This is a genomic window from Microcoleus sp. SVA1B4 (assembly GCF_036700545.1).
Classification (GTDB): Bacteria; Cyanobacteriota; Cyanobacteriia; order Cyanobacteriales; family Microcoleaceae; genus Microcoleus.
In genome coordinates this window covers 21,929-42,151 of the sequence record NZ_JAUBPB010000022.1, presented here as the reverse complement: position 1 = coordinate 42,151, position 20,223 = coordinate 21,929, and the positions used below count along the sequence as shown (strand labels likewise).

Annotated in this window: 20 protein-coding genes; 13 read left to right on the top strand and 7 right to left on the bottom strand. The window is 45.2% G+C overall.

The genetic code is table 11. From position 1 onward, the window contains the following. Positions 1–53: 53 nt before the first annotated feature. A complete protein-coding gene (locus tag QT987_RS12805) occupies positions 54–3,029 on the top strand; it encodes a PAS domain S-box protein (protein ID WP_333240331.1) in 2,976 nt (991 codons plus the stop codon). Between the two features lie 6 nt (positions 3,030–3,035). Further along, positions 3,036–4,250, top strand: a complete 1,215-nt coding sequence (locus tag QT987_RS12800; RefSeq protein WP_333240329.1) for an ATP-binding protein — start codon at positions 3,036–3,038, stop codon at positions 4,248–4,250. 24 nt (positions 4,251–4,274) lie between these two features. On the opposite strand, the gene QT987_RS12795 is transcribed toward QT987_RS12800, so the two are convergent. The 4 genes from QT987_RS12795 to QT987_RS12780 all read right to left on the bottom strand — a co-directional run bounded on the left by QT987_RS12795 (position 4,275) and on the right by QT987_RS12780 (position 10,234). Next, the gene (locus QT987_RS12795) at positions 4,275–4,856 is read right to left on the bottom strand and encodes an HAD family hydrolase (RefSeq protein ID WP_333240327.1); all 582 of its coding nucleotides are present in this window, start codon (positions 4,854–4,856) and stop codon (positions 4,275–4,277) included. A gap of 270 nt (positions 4,857–5,126) precedes the next feature. Further along, positions 5,127–8,447 (bottom strand): AAA family ATPase, encoded by a 3,321-nt coding sequence (locus tag QT987_RS12790; protein ID WP_333240325.1) that lies wholly within the window; start codon positions 8,445–8,447, stop codon positions 5,127–5,129. A gap of 1 nt (position 8,448) precedes the next feature. After that, positions 8,449–9,822, bottom strand: coding sequence for an AAA family ATPase (locus QT987_RS12785; protein WP_333240323.1), 1,374 nt, complete (start codon positions 9,820–9,822; stop codon positions 8,449–8,451). Between the two features lie 34 nt (positions 9,823–9,856). Next, a complete protein-coding gene (locus QT987_RS12780) occupies positions 9,857–10,234 on the bottom strand; it encodes a hypothetical protein (RefSeq protein WP_333240321.1) in 378 nt (125 codons plus the stop codon). 191 nt (positions 10,235–10,425) lie between these two features. Between QT987_RS12780 and QT987_RS12775 the strand changes: the two genes are divergently transcribed. Beyond that, a complete protein-coding gene (locus QT987_RS12775; RefSeq protein WP_333240319.1) occupies positions 10,426–10,719 on the top strand; it encodes a TRADD-N-associated membrane domain-containing protein in 294 nt (97 codons plus the stop codon). A gap of 136 nt (positions 10,720–10,855) precedes the next feature. On the opposite strand, the gene QT987_RS12770 is transcribed toward QT987_RS12775, so the two are convergent. Further along, positions 10,856–11,818 (bottom strand): glycosyltransferase family 9 protein, encoded by a 963-nt coding sequence (locus tag QT987_RS12770; protein WP_333240400.1) that lies wholly within the window; start codon positions 11,816–11,818, stop codon positions 10,856–10,858. A 172-nt stretch (positions 11,819–11,990) separates the two neighbouring features. On the opposite strand from QT987_RS12770, the gene ispD reads away from it, so the two are divergent. The 4 genes from ispD (at position 11,991) to QT987_RS12750 (ending at position 13,966) form a co-directional block, all read left to right on the top strand. After that, the gene (gene ispD, locus QT987_RS12765) at positions 11,991–12,683 is read left to right on the top strand and encodes a 2-C-methyl-D-erythritol 4-phosphate cytidylyltransferase (RefSeq protein ID WP_333240317.1); all 693 of its coding nucleotides are present in this window, start codon (positions 11,991–11,993) and stop codon (positions 12,681–12,683) included. Between the two features lie 6 nt (positions 12,684–12,689). Further along, on the top strand, positions 12,690–12,860 hold the full coding sequence (locus tag QT987_RS12760; RefSeq protein WP_333240315.1) for a hypothetical protein: 171 nt from the start codon (positions 12,690–12,692) through the stop codon (positions 12,858–12,860). A 114-nt stretch (positions 12,861–12,974) separates the two neighbouring features. Beyond that, positions 12,975–13,637 carry a Uma2 family endonuclease gene (locus QT987_RS12755; protein ID WP_333240313.1) on the top strand — a complete coding sequence of 221 codons (663 nt, stop codon included), beginning with the start codon at positions 12,975–12,977 and terminating at the stop codon, positions 13,635–13,637. After that, positions 13,634–13,966, top strand: coding sequence for a hypothetical protein (locus tag QT987_RS12750; protein ID WP_333240311.1), 333 nt, complete (start codon positions 13,634–13,636; stop codon positions 13,964–13,966). Before QT987_RS12755 ends, QT987_RS12750 begins: the two co-directional genes overlap by 4 nt. 152 nt (positions 13,967–14,118) lie before the next feature. Here the strand turns inward: QT987_RS12750 and QT987_RS12745 are convergent, their stop codons facing one another. Beyond that, positions 14,119–15,051, bottom strand: coding sequence for a LysR family transcriptional regulator (locus tag QT987_RS12745; protein WP_333240309.1), 933 nt, complete (start codon positions 15,049–15,051; stop codon positions 14,119–14,121). Between the two features lie 261 nt (positions 15,052–15,312). Between QT987_RS12745 and QT987_RS12740 the strand changes: the two genes are divergently transcribed. From QT987_RS12740 to QT987_RS12715, 6 genes are all read left to right on the top strand, one after another. Further along, positions 15,313–15,606, top strand: coding sequence for a hypothetical protein (locus tag QT987_RS12740; protein ID WP_333240307.1), 294 nt, complete (start codon positions 15,313–15,315; stop codon positions 15,604–15,606). Between the two features lie 119 nt (positions 15,607–15,725). Further along, positions 15,726–15,992 (top strand): hypothetical protein, encoded by a 267-nt coding sequence (locus QT987_RS12735; RefSeq protein WP_333240305.1) that lies wholly within the window; start codon positions 15,726–15,728, stop codon positions 15,990–15,992. Positions 15,993–16,183: 191 nt separating this feature from the next. Next, on the top strand, positions 16,184–17,248 hold the full coding sequence (locus QT987_RS12730) for a tetratricopeptide repeat protein (protein WP_333056917.1): 1,065 nt from the start codon (positions 16,184–16,186) through the stop codon (positions 17,246–17,248). Between the two features lie 39 nt (positions 17,249–17,287). After that, positions 17,288–17,797, top strand: coding sequence for an N-acetyltransferase (locus QT987_RS12725; RefSeq protein ID WP_333240303.1), 510 nt, complete (start codon positions 17,288–17,290; stop codon positions 17,795–17,797). An 89-nt stretch (positions 17,798–17,886) separates the two neighbouring features. Then, a complete protein-coding gene (locus QT987_RS12720; RefSeq protein WP_333240302.1) occupies positions 17,887–18,162 on the top strand; it encodes a hypothetical protein in 276 nt (91 codons plus the stop codon). After that, the gene (locus QT987_RS12715; RefSeq protein ID WP_333240300.1) at positions 18,159–18,524 is read left to right on the top strand and encodes a clan AA aspartic protease; all 366 of its coding nucleotides are present in this window, start codon (positions 18,159–18,161) and stop codon (positions 18,522–18,524) included. The genes QT987_RS12720 and QT987_RS12715 overlap by 4 nt, the downstream gene beginning before the upstream one ends. 53 nt (positions 18,525–18,577) lie before the next feature. On the opposite strand, the gene QT987_RS12710 is transcribed toward QT987_RS12715, so the two are convergent. Then, entirely contained in the window at positions 18,578–20,155 is a 1,578-nt protein-coding gene (locus QT987_RS12710) for an adenylate/guanylate cyclase domain-containing protein (protein ID WP_333240298.1), read from the bottom strand. Positions 20,156–20,223: the final 68 nt, after the last annotated feature.

Sequence of the window (20,223 nt, the reverse complement as noted above, 5' to 3'; positions counted from 1 at the left end):
GTCAAGAAAGATTGATTAATTAAGTTAGCAGTAAAGGCTTGAGCTTTGTTAGTATGGGCTTGAAAAAGCTCAAGTCCGCCACTGCCAAACATACAGCCATTATGTGTATTGATCCTACCAAGATCGATCGACCTCTGGAAACCTGCGAAGCATTAGTAGCAGAGCAAAAAGCAAAAATTCGGCAACTAGAAGAGGATTTGCAGCAGCAGAGAGAATTGTGCCAGAAATTAGAAGCACAACTCAAAGCAGTCGAGAATGCTGGCGTTTCGGGTTCGGCAACAGAATTTGATATCACCGAGGACGATCGCATTGGGTTAATCACATCTCTGGAAAAAAGCCAGGAAATGTACCGAACTCTCATCAAACATTATCCCAATGGGTCGGTGTTTTTGTTCGATCGCGATTTGCGCTATACTCTGGTTGACGGCCAAGGTTTGGCAGTAGTTGGTTTGTCCAAAGAACTGTTGGAAGGCAAAACATTGTGGGAAGCATCGCCACCTGAAGATTGGCAACTTTTTGAGACTACATATCGCGCTGCTTTGGCAGGAAAAGAGAATACTTTTGAATATAAATACGGCGATCGCGTTTATTTAACAACAACTGTTCCCGTCAAAAACGACCGAGAAGAAATTTTTGCCGGCATGGTAGTTACTCATGATATCACCGAAAAAAAACAGGCAGAAATAGCGCTGCAAGAAATCAAAAATCAGCTAAAAATTAAATATCAAAAGCGCACAGAAGACTTAAAAACAGCTAACACTCAATTGCGGGAAGAAATTATCTATCGCTGGCAGGCAGAAGAAGCTTTGCGAGAAAGCCAGGAACAGCTAGAATTGTTTTTCTCTCAATCTTTAGATGGTTTTTTATTTATGATGCTGGACGAACCAGTGCACTGGGACGATACAGTTGACAAAGAAAAAGTTTTGGATTATGTATTTACTAACGGGCGGGTAACGAAGGCAAATGATGCTTTGATAGCTCAATACGGGGGTACTAGGGAAGAGTTTATTGGTCGCACGCTTTACTCTTTGTTATCGCACAACTTGACTGGTGGCAGAGAGATAATCAGGGAATTTTTTGATGCTGGCAGAATCCACATCGAAAATGAGAATCGCACGTTTGACGGGGTTCCAGTTTGGATAGAAGGCGACTATATTTGCATTTACGATTCCCACGGCAAAATCGTGGGCTATTTTGGCGTGCAGCGCGATATTAGCGATCGCAAAAAAGCAGAAGCAACCCTCAGAGATAGCGAAGAACGCTTTCGGGCAACCGTCGAACAAGCGGCAGTCGGTATTACGCACCCTGACGCAACAGGCCGCTATTTGCGAGTCAATCAAAAATTCTGCGAGATAGTGGGATATAGTGCGAGCGAACTGCTGTCGCGAACTTGGATGGACGTTACTTACCCAGAAGATATAGATGCAGATTTAGAACAAAACAAGAAATTATTTGCCGGAAAAATTGACAGTTTTAAAATGGAAAAACGCTTGCTGCACAAAGACGGCACTGTAGTTTGGGTAAATATTACAGTATCGCTAATCAAAGAACCGCTGAGTGGGGCAATTTACAATGTAGTAGTGACAGAAGATATTAGCGATCGCAAAAAAACCGAAGCAGCACTGAAAGAGAGCGAAGAAAGGTTCCGACAGCTAGCAGAAAACATTGAAAGCGTGTTTTGGATGGTAAACGTTCAACCCCAGGAAATTATTTATATTAGTCCGGCTTATGCAAAAATATGGGGCAGAAGCTGTGCTGATTTGTATGCTTACGGGCGCTTTTTTACAGAGTCTTTCCATCCAGAAGATCGCGACCGCGTTATTGCTACCTTCACGAAACAAATGGAGTCTGAAAAGGATATCGAATATCGAATTTTCAGATCTGACGGCCAAATTCGCTGGATTCGCGCTCGGGCTTTTCCGATTAGAAATCAAGCTGGTCAAGTTTACCGCATCGTTGGCATTGCAGAAGATATAAGTGAAAGCAAACAGGCAGAAAAAACCATTCGTGAAAGTGAAGAACGCTTCCGCCAGCTAGCAGAAAATATCCAAGATTCCGTCTGGCTAATGTCTGCAGAATTCACCGATTTATTGTATCTGAGTCCAGCTTACGAACAAATCTGGGGGCGCAGTCGCGAAGAATTGTATGCTGATCCATTAAAAATGATGGAGTGGGTGCATCCAGAAGATAAAATCCTGTTGGAAGAGGCAATGGGGCGAGTGTTGCAGGGCGAGTCCACCAATACCGAATATCGGATTTTTCTGCCAGACGGCACAATTCGCTGGGTGTGCGATCGAGCTTTTCCCATTTACGACGAATCGGGTAAAATTTACCGCATCGCCGGTATTTGCGAAGATATCAGCGATCGCAAATTGACCGATGCCCGCATCCAAGCAGCACTCCGCGAAAAAGAAGTATTGCTCAAAGAAATTCACCACCGAGTCAAAAATAATATGCAGGTAATTTCCAGCTTGCTGCAACTTCAAGCTCAATACATTGAAGACGAAGCGACGCTAACTTTATTTGAAGAAAGCCAGACCCGCATCCATTCAATGGCTCTGATTCACGAGCAACTTTATCAATCCGAACATCTCGATCGCATCGCCCTCTCCCCCTACGTCGAAAACTTGGTTGCTAATTTGTATCAATCTTTTGGTTGCGGCAACACTTCAATCAAATTTAATCTCAAAGTTGACCCCATTTATTTAAACATAGAAACAGCAATTCCGTGCGGTTTAATTATTAACGAACTGGTTTCTAACTCTTTAAAATATGCCTTTATCTCAAGTCTTGCTGGTGAAATATCTATCAATTTTAATGAAATAAATAATTCCCAATTTCATTTAACTATTCAAGATAACGGTCGCGGATTTACGGCGAATTTTGACTGGGAAAATACTGAAACATTAGGATTGCGATTAGTAAAAATGTTGGCTTACCAATTAGAGGCGAGTATTGCCATTGACAGTCAGCGTGGAACCTGCTACAGTCTGATTTTCCAAGAGTTAAATTATCGGCAGCGTATTTAACAAAAAATGAACCCTATACAAATTTTGGTTGTAGAAGACGAAGTTATTGTAGCCCAAGACATAGCAGGTCGATTAAAAAAACTGGGATATGTAGTAACAGCTACAGTTTCTTCAGGAGAAGAAGCAATTAAAAAAGCGATCGAAAACCCGCCCGACTTAGTGTTGATGGATATCGTGCTTAAAGGTGACATGGACGGGGTAACAGCAGCCGAGAAAATCCGAACTAATAGGAATGTGCCGACAATATTTTTAACAGCTTATGCCGACGATCAAACGCTGCAAAGAGCGAAACTTACAGATCCATTCGGTTATATTATCAAACCATTTCAACAAAATGATTTGCGGGTGGCGATCGAGATTGCCCTGCACAGACACGAAATCGAAACCAAGATGCGAGAATCTCTCAAAGCCGCGGAAGCAGTCAGAGAGTCGGTGGAAGAAAAATCGCACCGCCAAAACCAGTATATTTCAATGGCCGCTCACGAATTGCGGAATCCCCTCAACGCGATTTTAATCTCTGCGGAACTTCTCGATCGAACTCGCAGCAGTGACGAATCCCAAGTTAGAACCCTGCGGCTGGTGCACTCAGCTACCCAAAAGATGAACCAGCTAATCGATGATATGCTGTTTATGGGTCGAGCAGAAGCAGGCCAACTCAAATGCAATCCATTACCGATAAATTTAGTCGAATTTTGTCAAGACTTGCTCGATCAATTGCAGTTAGGAAATGAAGCCAAGCACAAACTAACATTAATCCCGTCAGATGTTACCAGCGCGATGTTAGATCAACAATTGCTGCACGGCATTATTTCTAACTTAATCGTCAATGCCATCAAATATTCTCCCAACGGCGGGCAAGTCACCTTGGAATTGGAATGCCGTCTAGCAGGCGAGGGAGACAAAGAAGCTATTTTCTGCTTGTCTCCTCAGTGTTTGTTTCCAAATTCCCAATTTACAAATATTAGCTCTACCTTACTAATTATGCGTATCCGAGACGAAGGTATCGGCATCCCAGAAACTGAAGTAGGGAAAATATTTGAAATGTTTTACCGCTGCAAGAATACGGGAAAGATTAAAGGTAACGGTTTGGGATTAACAATTGTTAAAAAAGCTGTGGAATTGCAAGGAGGGGCGATCGCCTGCGAAAGCAAAATCGGCGTTGGTACAACCTTCACCGTCGCCCTTCCTTACGTAGCACTTTCCTGTTCGACTCAACGATAAACAACTTAAATGCCACTACAAACACTAATCAAACTGTTGTAAAATCCACTCCACTGCTACCGCTAAATTTGCTGCAATAAAATCAGGTTTAGTATGGTGCTGATACTCCCCGCTCAACACGCTTTCCCCGTAACCAGTCTGCACCAAAATGCCAGTACAGCCGGCATTGTGAGCCATATCAACATCAGTCGCTTTATCTCCTACCATAAAACTATTCGGCAAATCCAAATCGTATTCCCAAGCCGCTGCTACCAACATCCCTGTATTTGGTTTTCGCCACGTTGTATACCGCGTAAATTCGGGGTTTATTCCGCCTTCTGCTGCGCTTAAATAAGGACAGTAATAAAGAGCATCTAACTTGGCATTTGCTTCATTTTCTAATAACTGACACAGGCGTTTGTGCAAAGCTTCTACGTGGCTAACCGGATAATAATCTCTCGCCGGGCCGGATTGATTGGAAACCAAACAGCAAAATATTTGTTTGTCATTTAAACGGCGTACAGCTTGGGCGACTCCGGGGATTAAATGCAAATCTTCTACTTTGTGAATGTAACCAGCTTCGATATTGAGGACGCCATCTCTGTCAAGAAATACTGCTCGTTTCATTGTTGTATTGTTTTTGATATAATATAAAACTCGGTGGCATCGGAATTGATATTACTTAAGCTTTTCGTCGGCTAGTCCTCCCGCCTACCCGCCAGCCCGCCAGGGAATGAATTCCCTGTCTCATAGCGAAAGTCCTCTAAAAGAGGACTGACTCATTCATTAGTCCTCTTTTAGAGGACTTCAGCTTTGAGGCAGGGGTTTCAACCCCTGTCGGACTATCGGTTTAACGTGTTTGTTGACTCCAATGGACACGGCGCCGTGTCCTCATCATCATTCTAAAATAGATTGTTTGCCTAGCCATTCGCGGAAACTATTATGATACAAACTATAGCAAATTTCTCCTCCAATTTCTTGTTTATTTAAGAACTCGATCCAATTGTCTAACACTTTTTCAACATCGTATTCATCCCGATCAATTATATTGGCGATCGCACTTACAGACAAACCTGTTGGGGATTTTACCAAAACATTGAGCACAGACAACTCGATCGCCGATAAGCCCTCACCTGTCATCCGCAGCCAGTGGTTTTGATAATAGGCTGCTAAACCGGGAGGAAGTTCACAGAGTAGTGAGGACTCTCCCAGATTAGCATCGGGGTGTGAATTCTCGTTAATGGCCCTTAACATCTGACTCAGATACATAAAATTGTTTTCGCTGACAGTGGCGAGTTGTTGGCAGAATTCGGGTTGAGTTAAATCCGGTGCGGTTGATAGGTATTGCTGAATGTAGTTCAGGGCATCCTCGCGATTTTGGGCGGGATAATCTCTTAAATCGAGAGTTTGAGAGGGCGTTTCAATTAACAAACCGGATTTTTCTCTCAAAAACGGGCGGCGGGCGAGGATAAAATAAGTACGATCGCCCAAATATCTCGGCAGATAAAACAGATTTGTGCTGGGAGGCTGACTGGTGCGGGCGATCGCGTCTACAGAATCAATGACTATTATCAACTTTTGGCGATCGTTTAATTTATCGCTAATTTGCTGAAGCAACAAAGACAGAAACCAACTCCCATCATGGGATTCGAGATTTTGAAGTTGAGATTTGAGCTTGACAATTTCGGATGTTTCCCCATTGGCGGCAAGGTATTTGTCAATCAGTTGAGTGCAGACAGAAGCCAGAAAATCTTCAGCTCGATTTTTGCCCTCAACTCCAGCGTTGTAATAGATACTGCGAGGATGGGCTCTGACATATTGGGCGAGGATGGAACTTTTGCCGCAGCCGGGAGTGCCGACTATTGTGAAATAACCGCGGCTGTGGGAGTCTAGAAAGTTGGAAATGGCAGAAAAAACAAACTTGCGCCCGACAAAATTCTCGGTTTTTTCTCGCCGGAGTTGCTGAAATTCTATTGGGTAAGCAGGGGTAGAGATGGGAAGTGATTTCATCCCTTCTAGGCGCAGGAAATATACGCGGCCGGATTCGTCGCCTACCACAATTGTGACTCCATCAGGTGCGATCGCGCAACAGGCGATCGAACTTTCACCTGTGAAAGTGGCAATGACTTTTCCAGTTGTTAAATCCCACACTTTGAGGGTTTTGTCTCTTGAGCCAGAAATCGCCCGTTTCCCATCAGCAGTGACGGCAACTGCATTTACCCAGTTGCTATGACATTTAAGGGTAAACTGTTCATTTCCGGTTGTTAAATTCCAGACTTTGATTGTGTTGTCTCTTGAACCAGAAATCCCCCGTTTCCCATCAGCGGTGACGGCTACTGAATTTACCAAATCGCTATGACCTTCAAGAGTAAATTGTTCATCCCCAGTTGTTAAATCCCAGACGTTGAGGGTGTTGTCCCACGAATCAGAAATCGCCCATTTTCCATCAGCACTGACGGCTACGGTATTTACCCAGTAGCTATGACTTTTAAGAGTAAATAGTTCATCTCTAGTTGTTAAATCCCAAACTTTGATGGTTTTGTCTCTTGAACCAGAAATCGCCCGCTTCCCATCAGCACTGACGGCTACTGAATTTACCAAGTCGCTGTGACCTTCAATAGTAAACAGTTCATTTCCAGTTGTTAAATCCCAGAAGTTGAGGGTCTTGTACCACGAACCAGAAATCGCCCACTTCCCATCACCACTAACGGCTACTGCATTTACTGAGTTGCTGCGATCTTTGAGAGTAAACAGTTCATCTCCAGTTTCTAAATCCCAGACTTTGATGGTGTTGTTTCTTGAACCAGAAATCGCCCGCTTTCCATCAGCAGTGACAGCTACTACATTTACCAAGTCGCTATGACCTTTAAGAGTAAATAGTTCATCTCTAGTTGTTAAATCCCAAACTTTGATGGTCTTGTCATGCGAACCGGAAATCGCCCGCTTCCCATCATTAGTAACGGTTACTGTATTTACCGAGTCGCCGTGACTTTTGAGAGTAAACAGTTCATCTCCAGTTTCTAAATCCCAAACTTTAATGGTCTTGTCATATGAACCGGAAATCGCCCGCTTCCCATCAGCAGTGACAGCTACTGCATTTACCAAGTCGCTATGACCTTTGAGAGTAAACAGTTCATCTCCAGTTGTTAAATTCCAGACCTTGAGGATGTCCCACGAACCAGAAATCGCCCACTTCCCATCACCAGTGACGGTTACTGTATTTACCGAGTCGCCGTGACCTTTGAGAGTAAACAGTTCATCTCCAGTTTCTAAATCCCAAACTTTGATGGTCTTATCCCACGAACCAGAAATTACCCGTTTTCCATCACCAGTGACGGTTACTGTATTTACCGAGTCGCCGTGGCCTTTGAGAGTAAACAGTTCATCTCCAGTTGTTAAATTCCAGACTTTGATGGTCTTGTCTCTTGAACCAGAAATCGCCCGCTTCCCATCAGGGGTGACGGCTACTGTATTTACCGAGTCGCCGTGACCTTTGAGAGTAAACAGTTCATCTCCAGTTGTTAAATTCCAGACTTTGATGGTCTTGTCTCTTGAACCAGAAATCGCCCGCTTCCCATCAGGGGTGACGGCTACTGTATTTACCGAGTCGCCGTGACCTTTGAGAGTAAACAGTTCATCTCCAGTTGTTAAATTCCAGACTTTGATGGTCTTATCCCACGAACCAGAAATCGCCAACTTGCCATCAGGAGTGACGACCACTGCATTTACCGAGTCGCTGTGACCTTCGAGGATACGCAGCACTCCTCTACTAGGAGGAGTGAAACAGGGTGTCAAAGGACGTAACCAAGGTGCTGCTTTGGACTGCTTGGCTACCTCCAGCATTGCCTGAATTTCTGGTTTTGTTAAGTGTGCCAAGCGCCCCCACAATTGCTCTGCGAGTCGTGTCTTATCTCGATTCAAAATATCGGCTGACATCCACAGTACCGATTGAATCAAGTTCAGGGCTTCCACTTTTTCTTGGTTGTACTCTAGGTGAGTTAATACTTCTGAACCGTCAACCAAATTCAAATCATCAATAAGTACCTGTACTCCAAACTCAGGATGCTGAATCTTTGCCATTAGGAAGTTAAAATCCGTCAGCTTTTCATAATATTTTCCTAAATTTCCCGACTTGACATAATTTGGCAGTAAGCTGCCCAGATAAGCACGTTGATAGTAAAGTTTTTCGGCTGCTAACTTGTCAGCAAATTCTCCCATCTCACGCCATCCTCTTTTCTAAATACTCAGTAATCCGTTGATTTACTTCCCGAAAGAGCTTCCGCTTTGAATCCATCTCCCGTTTTGCTTTCAGAAAGTCAAGGAAACTAGCATGATAGATGCTGTAGCAGATTTCTCCGCCTACATTCGGCTTTTTCAAATACTCCACCCACTCATTTAAAACCGCTTCTACGTCGCATTCATCTTCCTTAGCAATTCCAGCAATCATCTCGCGGGGAATCGGCGTTCCAATCTCTAACAAAATATACAATACAATCTCCATCAATTGCCCAGGCTTAGCTTCCAGCCCCATCCGCACCCAGTGGTTTTGATAATACTCTTGCAGCCCGTCTGGCAATTGCTTTAAACTTAAGTCATTGTAATCGCCCTTAGCAATTGCTGGCAAAACATAGCGCAAATACATAAAATTATTTTCGCTTTTGTCGGCCAGTTGCTCGACAAAATTTGTATCGGGAATGCTGCGGGTTTGAATCCAGTTTCTCAGTCCATTTTTATAGTCAGAATCGGCATCAAGAGCAAAGCGAATATATTCTTTGATATCATCCTGATTGAAATTAACATACTTGTTGTCTCTTAAATCAAACTCTTGTACCCGAACTCCAGGAGATACGGACAGCCGCTTATTTCCGAGGTTATAGGGTCGCCTCGTCAGCAGGAAATAAACCCGCTCTGGCAGAGTAGTCGGTAAATGTAAAAGATTTTCTCCCGCTTCTTGTGCGACTTCATCCAGTGCATCAATAGCAATTACCAAACGTTCGCCCAAAGTGAGTTTTTCCGCCACCTTTGCCAGTAAAGTTGGTAAATCGCCATCTTCTGAATTTGGCAATTGATAGCGGTCAATTAATTGCTGGCGAATGCTCTTCAAGAACAATTCTGGTCTGTTGCGGCCTTCGACGAGAATATTGAAATAGCAGGGAGATTTATGTTCGGAGACGTATTTGGCAACGATCGAACTTTTGCCCATTCCCGCATCCCCGATGATTGTAAAATAACCGCAAGGATTTTCGGTGATAAATTGCTGAAAAGCCTTAAAAACAAATTGGCGACCGCAAAAGGTTTTAATTTTTTCTGCTATGAGTGATTCAAATTCTGGGGGGACAGAATTTTGACCATACCAATCTTTTGGGTCAACAATATCTGTTGGTTCTATTCCTAAAACTTTAGCTATGTTCGTAACTGACCATCTTTCTACGCCATTGGGGCAGTCTTTTGTGCCGAGTAAGCGCTTAATTGTGTCCTCGGAAACATTAGTTTTATCCGCGAGTTTTTTGATCGTCAATCCAGCTTGTTGGTATGATTCTCTGAGCTTGATTTTTCCAGTTGCACTCGATTGAACTTTATCGGATTCGCGCATAGTAGGTTTTTAGATATGGTTGTTAGTTTTTCAGTTAATTAGATAATTCGATAGTCCTACATTCCGACAGGGAATGAATTCCCTGTCTCATAGCGAAAGTCGTCTGAAGACGACTAAAGATTAGTATTTTAGTCGGTTTCAACCGACTTTTGCTATTAGCCAGGGAATTAATTCCCTGGCGGACTTCGGGAAAATCCGACAGTCCGAAAGTCGTCTGAAGACGACTAAAGATTAGTATTTTAGTCGGTTTCAACCGACTTTTGCTATTAGCCAGGGAATTAATTCCCTGGCGGACTTCGGGAAAATCCGACAGTCCAAACTTACGCAGTCTGACCAAAGAAACCGGGTTTTTACCCGAATCTACGGGTGAGTGGGAAGTATTTTCGTAAAAACCCGGTTTCTGATTCCCCATTCGTAAATCCTAATTTAAATATTTCTGTCTGTCTAGGGCAGATAGGTTGTAATCTCCTGCCCTATCTGCCCCAAAAATTAGGGCAAAGCATAAATTTAAACTCGCCCTATCTGCCCTAGACTCTCGCTGTTGGCTTGGGTAGAGTAATTGTAGAAACAAAAACTTATCAGTATTTAGGAAAGGAAACAGTTATGAACTTTAACTTATTCGGCAACTCGCAACCTGATGAAGATTATAGCGAAATTAAGAAAGAAATGCTGCGAGAATCATTGCGGCAAGTTCGCCAAAGCTACAATCTTGCCCTTTTTGTCACCGCCGCATCGGCAATGGTTACTTTCGGATCGATCGCACTTCTATTTTGTGAGAAAATCTCAGAGGCTACTCTCACTGCTTCGGGCGGATTGTTGACAAGTTTGGGCAGCGTTGAGTTTGCCAAGCAAAAGAAGAAGGAAATGCAGCAGATGATGGATGATTTGGAAGACTAACATCGAGTTTTAGCTCCCCAACTTCTTTCCTCGTCCCCCGGCTTGGCTCCTGTGAAGCGCACACAAGCAGCGAGGCAGAGCCTCTAGATAGGGGTTCCCAGGCACGGCCTGGGAACCAGCTAAGATATCCTAGTTCTTAGCCGCCCCAAACCTTCTTTAAAACATCTTGAGGAGAGATGTCTGCCATTTTGCCAGTAGGAGATTTAATGCCCAAAAATCGATCGCCCTTTGGCAACAATTTCGCCGGTTCAGTCGGGCCAAACAAAGCTATTGTATAAGTTTGAACCGCCACAGCTAAGTGCATCGGCGCACTGTCCGTACATATCATCAAATTAGCAGCAGCAATGGTGGCAGCCAACTTGCCGACATCATCCGGCGAGATAACTTTTACATTCGGACATGACTCGACTAACTTTTTCACGAAGTCTGCATCTTCGGGGCCTTTCACAACAACAACTGGCAAATTCGGCTGCCGCTGCTGACAATCTTCAATTATTTGCTTCCAGTTGTCTGTAGGGTAAATTTTGTCAATACCTTTAGACACAGCTAATTGACTCGAACCGCCGTGAATTAGAATGTAACCGCTTTCTTTGATTCCCAACCGCTGCTGTTCGGCTTCCGCCCACTGAATGTCCTGTTTAGGTACATTAATTGCGATCGCCGGACAAGGATTTGTAATGTTAAATCCTTGCAGCAAATCATGGTACATTGAAGCGGCGTACTGTTCAGTTTTCAGCGGTACTGCAGCAGTGAGAAATCGAGCGCCGTTGGTTCCCGAATAGCCAACTCTCTGCGGAATGCCGGTCAGCCACAGCAGCAACCCTACAGTCCACCGCTGGCCGAGGGAAATAACTGCTTCGTATTCGCGATCGCGAATTACGCCCAGTAAATTGCCCAAATCTGCCATAGCGTTGCGGTCTTTGAAATTGTACGTCAAGACTTCTTTGACGGACTTGCAGACTCGGTAAGCACTTTTTGCCCTCGGTTCCACGATGACATCAATTTGCGCGTCGGGATAAGACTGCTTGAGGTCATCAAGAGTGGGGAAAAATAAAATTTGGTCGCCAATCCCGCCAGGGACAAGTGCTAGTATTCGCATCATAAACGATCGGGCTATTATTGATCGAGGTAGCTCTCAGAGATCGGCTCTCAACTATCAGCTTATAGTATTTCTAGACCTTAAAAGCTACTGGCTGACAGCTAAACAACTGACTCAAAAGTACAGGACGCTCTTATTATATATATCTAGTTGGGTTAAAAACGGTTAGTAAATGCACTTATTAATTCCTGCAGCAGGTTCGGGACGACGGATGGGGAGTCAGCGGAACAAACTGCTGCTGACTTTGCTCTCTAAACCTTTGCTGAGTTGGACTTTGGCTGCGGCTGAAGCTTCGCAGCACATTAGCTGGATTGGCATCATGGGTCAGCCAGACGATTTTCCTGATTTTAAAGCCATTCTGAGCGATTTATCTTTGGTTAAGCCCGTGGAACTGATTCAAGGTGGCGCTACCAGGCAAGAGTCAGTTTACAACGGTTTGCAGGCTTTGCCGCCGAATGCCGATCGAGTGTTGATTCACGACGGCGCGAGGTGTTTGGCAACTGCTGAATTGTTCGATCGATCTGCAGAGGCCCTCTTGACCTGTCCAGGCTTGATTGTCGCCGTCCCGGTCAAGGATACGATTAAGGTCGTAGATGAGCGTCGGATCGTGCGAGACACCCCAGACAGAAGCAATTTGTGGGCAGCCCAGACTCCCCAAGGATTTGAAGTGAAATTGTTAAAGCAGTGTCACGAAGAAGGGCGACAAAAAGGTTGGGAAGTTACCGACGATGCGGCTTTGTTTGAAAAATGCGGTTTACCAGTGCAAATTGTGGAGGGAGAAGAGACGAATTTGAAAGTCACAACGCCCGTAGATTTAGCACTAGCGGAATTTATTTTGCGACAGAGAACAGATAAGAGTAAATAGAATGTGTTGAGTATTTTTAAGAACGGGCAAGATGCCCGTTCCACAATCAATAATTTGTGTGTTGTGAAACAGGCATCTTGCCTGTTTAATAATTTGTGTGTGGTGGAACAGGCATCTTGCCTGTTCAATAATTTGTGTGTGGTGGAACAGGCATCTTGCCTGTTCAATGTTCAATAATAATTTGTGTGTGGAACAGGCATCTTGCCTGTTCAATAATAATTTGTGTGTGGAACAGGCATCTTGCCTGTTCCTTATGTTATCTTAGAAAGATCATAGCTGGAAGTAAAAAATATGATTTCTGTTGCACCGATCGCACCTCAGTTACTCATAGGCGAAAAGCGAGTAGTGTTGAGAAATATTACTTGGCAGGGTTATCAACAACTGCTACAGATTTTGGGCGATAACCGAGTGGCTACATTGATATTCGATCGAGGGATTTTAGAAATTACCATGCCATTAGAAGAACACGAATTTTCAGCACGCTTAATCGAACTTTTGATTCGGATTTTGGTAGTAGAGCTAGGTTTAAAAATCAAAACAATGGGTTCGACCACCCTCGATCGATCGGACTTAGAGCGCGGTGCAGAACCAGATAATGCCTATTACATCCAAAATCAGCCCCTCGTCGCCGGTCGTACAGTAGATTTAGCAACAGATCCGCCACCCGATTTAGTCGTAGAAATAGATATCACCCATACCGATATTAACAAGCCTGCTCTCTATGCCAGTATGGGAGTACCGGAGTTTTGGCGGTACAATGGTAGAGAATGGCGAATTTATAAGCTAGAGAACGATGAGTATTTGGAAGTATCTGTCAGCCCCACTTTTCCGATCGTGCCCAAGGAAAAGCTCTACGAATTCTTGGCAGCAGCGCAGGTAGATGAAGTAGAAGCGGAGGTGAATTTCCGCAACTGGGTGAGAGAGATGACGAATATTAATACAAGTGGAGGATGAAAGCAATGGAATATAGCGGTACATGGCGGATCACAGAGATGGCAATGTGGGATAGTGATTATTTGGACATGGAAGTTGAAGCCTATATCGAGATTGATGAAGCAGGTTCAGGAGAATTTCAATTCGGTTTAGTATCAGGTGACATTGACGGCGAAGTCGTAAAAGATGGAAAGGATCAGCGATTTGAGTTTACATGGGACGGTAATGACGAGAACGATGCTGCATCTGGTAGCGGTTGGCTCAAATTAAAGGATAAAAACTCGGTAGATGGTCGAATCAAATTCCACCAAGGCGACAGTTCTAGTCTTGTTGCAAAGCGCATGAAATAGGCAATCAGCGATCGTACTATTTTATGCCATTTTTTTAACCGCAGATGAACTCAGATAAAATCCCCTCCGCGTTCATCTGTGTCAGTCCGCTGATATCTGCGGTAACAAAATCCCAATCTAACCAATAACCAATAACAACTGACTGAGGTTTCTCATGAAGGATTAATCGGAAACTCACCCTCACTATCAACCTCTGGGGCACTTTTAACTAAATCCAAAAACGCAAACACGGCCGGAATTAACAGCCCATCCCTCAAAACAGCCACCCCGATTACCCTCTCAAAATCCGACGGTAAACTGCAAACTTTCACCGAAGATGGTATCGGTTCCGCGGCCAAACGGGGCAGAATAGCTGCACCCAAACCTTGCATCACCATACTGACAATCGTTGAATCTTCGCTGAGTTCGTAACCGATATTTATGGGAAAGTCCGCAGTCGTCAAATACTTGCGAAGCGGTATCGAACAAGCATTTTCAATCGGCTGCAAAATCAGCGGATAATTCGCTAATTCTTCCCAGGTAATCTTAGCAGTTTTACATTGCGCCTTCGGCGGCAGCAAAACCAGATATTTATCCCGCAAAATTTCTCTAGTTTCAAATTCATCGGAGATGGGAAGAGAGACAAAGCCGATGTCTGCTTTGCCCGATCGCAAAGCCTCTTCCACAGCTTGGGTATAATAAACTTCGGTAATGCTAACCGTAATTTTGGGGAAGCAACTGCGAAATTTAGCAATAATACCTGGTAGGATATGAGTGGCGACACTCCGAAAAGTAACTATCCGTACCTGGCCTCCCTGCAAACCTTTTTCTAAATCCGCTTCTTTTACCATCATTTCTAAGGCGCAGGCTATTTGACGCCCGTGACTCACTACCCTTTCCCCCACTGGCGTCAGTTGAGCACCGTGTCGCCCCCGGTGAAACAATTGCACTCCCAATTCTGTTTCTAAAGAGGCGATGGCGTGGCTGACGGCGGATTGGGACAGTTCCAATTGCAAAGCCGCCTCGCTAAAGTTTTCACAGTCTGCTACAGCTATCAAAGCTTGAATCTGAGAGAGTTTCATCCGCCGCGTATTGATTTCGTTCATAGCGTTTGTGCCAGTAGTACCCAAATTGTCACAAGGGCTTCGATATATCGATTTTATTCATACAAGCTATGCAAGCAATGCTTTGATTGTCAATTGCCGCAGAGTTAAGGTTAATTTATCAGGTAACAGATAGACTTTTACAGGGTTTGCACGACAACAATATTGTGCTGTACTTGCGTTGAATTTATTACAGTCGCAAGCTATTTTTTGTAGTTTTAGTGGTGCAATTTTTGTAAAAGTCATCACTTTAAGGTGTTGGCTATGTCTACTTACAACAGTCGGATCAACCCCCGAATCATGATGTTTTTTTTGATTGCTGATCGAGCTAAACCATCCGAAAAACCGAAAGGGCTATCTCTCTTTTCAGCTATAAAAAAAATTGGGCAGTTTTTGCTCTACCTCATTTCGAGTGAGGACGAACTGAGAATTTGGCAGACGTGCGATCGCTATGGTAACACTTGGTGGCACGGTTGCGATCGGGCTACAGGTCGCTCTACCTGCGTGGCGACGGATGATGAAATGCGCGCTTGGATCGATCGGCGTTATTGCCAATAGTAGTGTGTGGGTTGCGGGGAAATCAAGTGAAATACAGCCCTCAATTAGCAATTACCCATTAGCAATTACCCATTAGCAATTACCCATTAGCAATTACCAATTACCAAGTAGGAGATGCTATGCTTCAAATATCTTCCGAATGTGCAGCGCCAGATCGCATTATTCTGATGGAAAACGAGGTATACAGATTGCCTCAAACTCATCGAGAAATTCAAGTTTTGTCAGGAATTGCTTGGATCACGGTTGACCAACAGGACATCATCTTGCAAAGTTCTGAAAAAGTATCGCTTCCACCCAGCAAAAACTTTGCTGTCATATCCGCTCTCAACAATAAGCCGCTGATTATGGCCGTCTGGCAAGACAAAAACCCAGTCATGGGATTTTAGATTTTAGATTTTAGATTTTGGATTGAAGAATTGGGAATGACTGATTGTGTATGGGTTTGAAGCACGGGTCTACAGTTGCCTTCTTTTTTGAAACTGGTATCAGAACCTAGAGATGGAGAAAAAAATTGGCAGGAACACCCCAAAAAGCTCTATCTTAATAGTTATCACTTAGCTATTGGAGGACTCGATCGGTGCACCGCCGCTCTTACCACTTCAGCTATCTCGCAGCTATAAGTATTGTGTTATCGCCCGCACTCAGCTTGCTGGCAATTTCAGACGCCCGCGCTTATGCCCCAATTATAAATGCGAGGCGCGCCCAAGCGAGCGACCAGGCTCAGGCAACTGACCCCAAAACGCAAGCAGACGAACTCTTTGAAACAGGAGTAAAACAGCACCGCGAGGGTTTGTTTCGAGAAGCAATCGAGACTTTTGAGCAAGTTTTGGCAATCCGCAAGCAACTAGGCGACCAAGCGGGAATCGGAGAAACCCTCAACAATATGGGGGAAGTTTATGGTGAAATGGGTTTGAGGCCCAAAGCTTTGGAAGTTCTGCAGCAAGCTTTAGTCATTCACCGAGAAATCAGCGGAGGGCGTCGTATCGCGCGCACTCTCAATCTCATCGGTTTCGTCAACCGGATTGGGGACAATTTTTCCGAAGCGATGAAACTGCACCAAGAAGCTTTGGAACTTGCCAAAACTACCGACGACCAAATTGAAATTGGAGAATCCCTCCACAACATCGCGGCCGTGTACGCAGAACAGGTCAATTACGCCAAGGCGATCGAATTTTACCAGCAAGCGCGAACGATTCGCACGGCCGCCGGCGATAAACGCGATTTAGGCCGTACCCTCAATAATATGGGCGGCGTCTACTACAACATCGGCGACTTTAATAGAGCGATGGAATTTTACCACCAAGCTTTAGCAATTCGCCGGGAAATCGGAGACAGGGCTGGCGTCGGCCGCCTCCTCAACAACATGGCACTTACCTCCCGCAAACTCGGCAAAGATACTCAAGCGCTGATATATTTTCAGCAAGCAATACCGATGTTAGAAGCAATCGGCGACAAGACAAGTATCGGACGCTTGCTCAACAATATGGGCGCAATTCATGAAAGTCTCGGTCAAAATGCTCAAGCTCTCGAATCCTACGAGGAAGCTTTAAAAATTGCTCGTGAGGGCGGTGACAAAGCCGGAGAAACTACAGCGAGGGAGGGCATTAAGCGATTGTCTTCCAGTCAGCTTGTACCGCAATAATAGACTGTTAGTTGCTAGAACAATCAATCAATATAAGCTATGGATATCCGTACCGAAAAGCCAGAAGATGTAGAAGCTGTTCGCAACGTTAATATTGTGGCATTCGGACGAGAAAATGAGGCAAATCTAGTCGATCGATTGCGGGGAATTGCATCTACATTTTCCTTCGTTGCGGTAGAATCCGATCGCATTGTCGGACACATTTTATTCAGTCCGGTTGTCGTCGCAGGAAAATGTTCTAGAAATTTGTCGATTCTGGGGTTGGCACCAGTCGCAGTTCTTCCAGAATACCAGCGGCAAGGTATAGGAACGCTGCTGATTCAGGAGGGTTTAAAAGAGTGCGGGCGAGCGGGATTTCAGGCAGTGGTTGTGCTCGGTCATCCAGATTTTTATCCGCGTTTTGGGTTCATTCCTGCTAGTAGAAAGAATTTGGGATGTGAATATGATGTGCCCGATGAAGCATTTATGGTGTTGGAGTTAGAAAGCGGAGCCTTGCAGGATTGCAGCGGAACTGTGAAGTATCCATCGGAGTTTAGTCTCTGCGAGTGACTTTCGCGGCGGTTTTTCTTATGATGTATTATAAAAAAGCTGAACAGAGGCGCTAGAATTTGATTAATATCGCGATCGAAAGGTGAAATATGCAAAGCTCCATTCTGCTGGGCAGCGAAGAAGTGGCGAAGCGTGCTCAGAAGCTGTACGATGAGCAAATCCGTCAAGAAGTAGAGCGAGAAGAGAATATTGGCAAAATGGTCATTATTGATATCGAAACAGGCGATTATGCAGTAGACAAAATGGGTTTAGAATCCGCACGGCAGTTGCGGAAAAAGAATCCGAACGGTCGGTTCTTTGGGATTCGGATTGGGTACAAGGTTGCGGCTGCAATTGGTGGAGTGATGGAGCGGGTTTCAGAGTGATTTCCGGAATCGTAACCGATAGGCACGCGACGGTTTCTGTACCATTTCGTTTGCCCGATCGACCCGACGTTACAATTGAATTTGTGATAGACACAGGATTTACCGACTTTCTCTGCTTACCCCTGGAAGTTGTATCTATCTTGGGGTTGCCTTTTGAGTACAATATGCGTGCGAATCTGGCTGACAATAGCAATGTAGTGCTTCCGGTGCATACCGCTACGATTCTTTGGAATGCAGAGGAGCGAGATGTCCGCGTACTTGCAACAGGAGCAAGACCTCTACTTGGAACTGCTTTGCTGGATGGATATGAACTGGTTGTGCAGTTTACAGAAGGTGGACTGGTCACAATTGAGGAGTTGTAAGTTTTCAATAAATCCCTTGTGTCAGCGGCACAACTATTACCCCGCAAAGTTATTTAAACGCCCCCTTTCCCCTTCTCCCCTTTTGCACCTTGCAAAGCAAAAATCGGAGTTTGAGCAGATTTCCCCTTCAGAGCAACAGATCCCAAAGCCTCGCAAATAAAGTTTAGCTCGATCGACTCACACACCCTTTCACCAATCAAAATTTGGTTTTCCCCCGCCTTGCTCATCAACCGAGCCGCCGTATTCACCGTATCGCCGAGAATATTAAACTCCCTGCGCCCTCGCGGTTCCCCAACCTCAGCAGCAAACACCGGCCCCAGGGATAGCCCAATTTGACAGCTTACTTTTACTTCTTCACCCGCGATAATTACCAGAGGCAAACCTGCAATCATATCTCGGATCGCAATCGCCGCACTAGCCGCGCGGCTGGCGTCATCCCTGTTAGCGTCGGGCACGCCAAAATAAATCAGCATATCCGAACCGTCTAAGTGCGCCGTTACTTTTTGCAACACGCCTCCTTTAGCTGAGACTACAGCATCGATCGACGCAAACACCCTAGAAAAAGCCACTATCAGATTGACTTCTTCCTCCAGCGAAGCTTTGTCTACAGACTCTGGTAAACCAATCAAGTTGACAAACATCACCGTCGGTTCAGGAAAATCCGGCGGAATTTTCCGCCTGTCTGCATTTTCCACCAGCAGTCTCAGGATAGTTTTGGGAATATAACTAGCAAGGGGTTCAAGCCGATTCACAGCTTCCCCGATTTCTTTTACCAAGCCCGCAACGCTGCGATCGAGCAAGACCGAACTCGGCATCCGCCGCCCAGTCAAAGTGATATCATACTCTCCGAGTCGATCGTCCGTTAAATCGTCCGCCACCAAAAAATAACCCTGCTTCCCAGGTTCAAAACGAAATTGCTCTCCCAAAGACTCTCTAGCAGTTTCAGTCACACACACCCGCCCCACAGTCCCAGAACCCTCAGCTTGCTTGGCTTGCTGGACTGAATGCCCCAGCAGTACGTGAGCCATCCGCAGCGGCGTACCAATGTCAGCACTAATATAGCGCCCGCAGTGGATGCCCACCCGCATCCTCAAAGACAAAACACCCCGCGCCGTTTCAATATTGGCAAATTCAGCCATCGCCCGCTGCATCCGCAAACCCGCCCGCACCGCCCTCGCTGTATCCTCTTGGTAAACTCCTGACGGAAACTGCACCAGCATCGCATCTCCGGTAAACTCCAGCAAATCCCCGCCCGATTTGCTGACAATTTCAATCATTGAGGCAAAATAGTCGTTAATCACGCCCAGCAGGGTTTCAGCTCCCTTGCGCCCCTGGGTAGCGTTCGCTTCCAACAGCGAGGTAAACCCTGCCAAATCCGTGAACAGCAAGGTGCCTGTTTGCCACTGGTAGCGCACCTCGCCTGGGTTGGGCGGAGATTCGGACACGGGCCTGGGCACGTAGTCGTGGAGGATGTAGCGCAGAGTTCGCAGGTGATCGAAAACCCCCATTAGCGTTGCGGGGGACGGATCTACCCACGCAGCAGCGTACAGTTGGGCGGAAAGGAGCGATCGCAGTCGCAGTTCGATCGCAGCCAGGGGAGGATTGTAGGTTAATCTATTAATAATTTCCACCTAAGTTTATTCTTAAAAAATAGGGTAAGTTCTATTGATCGAGATGCTACACCAGTAACTCGACCTAT

Excerpts from the sequence above, each read along its gene's own strand:
- QT987_RS12780 (WP_333240321.1), bottom strand. The coding sequence starts at position 10,234 with ATGGGGAATCAGAAACCGGGTTTTTACGAAAATACTTCCCACTCACCC.
- QT987_RS12740 (WP_333240307.1), top strand. The coding sequence starts at position 15,313 with ATGTCTACTTACAACAGTCGGATCAACCCCCGAATCATGATGTTTTTT.
- QT987_RS12785 (WP_333240323.1), bottom strand. The coding sequence starts at position 9,822 with ATGCGCGAATCCGATAAAGTTCAATCGAGTGCAACTGGAAAAATCAAG.
- QT987_RS12790 (WP_333240325.1), bottom strand. The coding sequence starts at position 8,447 with ATGGGAGAATTTGCTGACAAGTTAGCAGCCGAAAAACTTTACTATCAA.
- QT987_RS12805 (WP_333240331.1), top strand. The coding sequence starts at position 54 with ATGGGCTTGAAAAAGCTCAAGTCCGCCACTGCCAAACATACAGCCATT.
- QT987_RS12770 (WP_333240400.1), bottom strand. The coding sequence starts at position 11,818 with ATGCGAATACTAGCACTTGTCCCTGGCGGGATTGGCGACCAAATTTTA.
- QT987_RS12755 (WP_333240313.1), top strand. The coding sequence starts at position 12,975 with ATGATTTCTGTTGCACCGATCGCACCTCAGTTACTCATAGGCGAAAAG.
- QT987_RS12735 (WP_333240305.1), top strand. The coding sequence starts at position 15,726 with ATGCTTCAAATATCTTCCGAATGTGCAGCGCCAGATCGCATTATTCTG.
- ispD (WP_333240317.1), top strand. The coding sequence starts at position 11,991 with ATGCACTTATTAATTCCTGCAGCAGGTTCGGGACGACGGATGGGGAGT.
- QT987_RS12720 (WP_333240302.1), top strand. The coding sequence starts at position 17,887 with ATGCAAAGCTCCATTCTGCTGGGCAGCGAAGAAGTGGCGAAGCGTGCT.
- QT987_RS12745 (WP_333240309.1), bottom strand. The coding sequence starts at position 15,051 with ATGAACGAAATCAATACGCGGCGGATGAAACTCTCTCAGATTCAAGCT.
- QT987_RS12800 (WP_333240329.1), top strand. The coding sequence starts at position 3,036 with ATGAACCCTATACAAATTTTGGTTGTAGAAGACGAAGTTATTGTAGCC.
- QT987_RS12795 (WP_333240327.1), bottom strand. The coding sequence starts at position 4,856 with ATGAAACGAGCAGTATTTCTTGACAGAGATGGCGTCCTCAATATCGAA.
- QT987_RS12725 (WP_333240303.1), top strand. The coding sequence starts at position 17,288 with ATGGATATCCGTACCGAAAAGCCAGAAGATGTAGAAGCTGTTCGCAAC.
- QT987_RS12750 (WP_333240311.1), top strand. The coding sequence starts at position 13,634 with ATGAAAGCAATGGAATATAGCGGTACATGGCGGATCACAGAGATGGCA.
- QT987_RS12775 (WP_333240319.1), top strand. The coding sequence starts at position 10,426 with ATGAACTTTAACTTATTCGGCAACTCGCAACCTGATGAAGATTATAGC.